This is a genomic window from Paenibacillus sp. KS1, from assembly GCF_001680695.1.
Classification (GTDB): Bacteria; Bacillota; Bacilli; order Paenibacillales; family Paenibacillaceae; genus Paenibacillus_B; species Paenibacillus_B suaedae.
This window is the reverse complement of the sequence record NZ_MAIS01000290.1, coordinates 1-581: the sequence shown is the minus strand read 5'-3', so window position 1 is coordinate 581 and position 581 is coordinate 1. Positions and strand designations below refer to the sequence as shown.

General features: G+C 36.7%; 1 protein-coding gene. It reads right to left on the bottom strand.

All coding sequences use genetic code 11. From position 1 onward, the window contains the following. Positions 1-433 (bottom strand): GNAT family N-acetyltransferase (locus tag BBG47_RS28355; RefSeq protein WP_065294491.1); only part of this gene is annotated, 433 nt, incomplete at its 3' end. Positions 434-581 lie beyond the last annotated feature (148 nt).

Genomic DNA, 581 nt, shown 5'->3' with positions numbered 1-581 from the left:
AATACTCCAGTTTATAAACGATTTCCCCATCTATTACTCGGCCATCTTCTGTAAATCCTAATTTTTCATATAGCTGTTTTGCCCAAGCATTCTCCGGTTCAAAGCTTATGTATATAACCCGATGCTGTATGTCTTCTTTAATCCTTTCAATGAGCAGCTTCATAGCAGCCTTCCCATAACCATTTGATTGATACTTAGTATCAATCATTAACCGATAAATCCAATATTCATGATCTTCTTCATCTATACAATACATCGTAAATCCCACTAGAACTTCATCATGATAAATAGCCAAGCAGACACACTCTGGGAATGCCTTAGCCTGTGCGAGCGAAAACAAATTTGTTGCTACAAACTCACTTTGTTCATCAGCGACACTCAACTTAATGACATCAAAAAAATTACTACGATCTATTTCCTTAAGTGCTATCATAAATGCTCCCCTTTTCTTCATTATCTTAATCTTGGATAATATACGCTCCTCCGGCTGCTAGAAGAATGTTCTCCACTTTCATAATTACACGGAAATCAAAATTTTTCCACCACTTCTCTTATACGGATTGGACGAGCGACAAAGATTT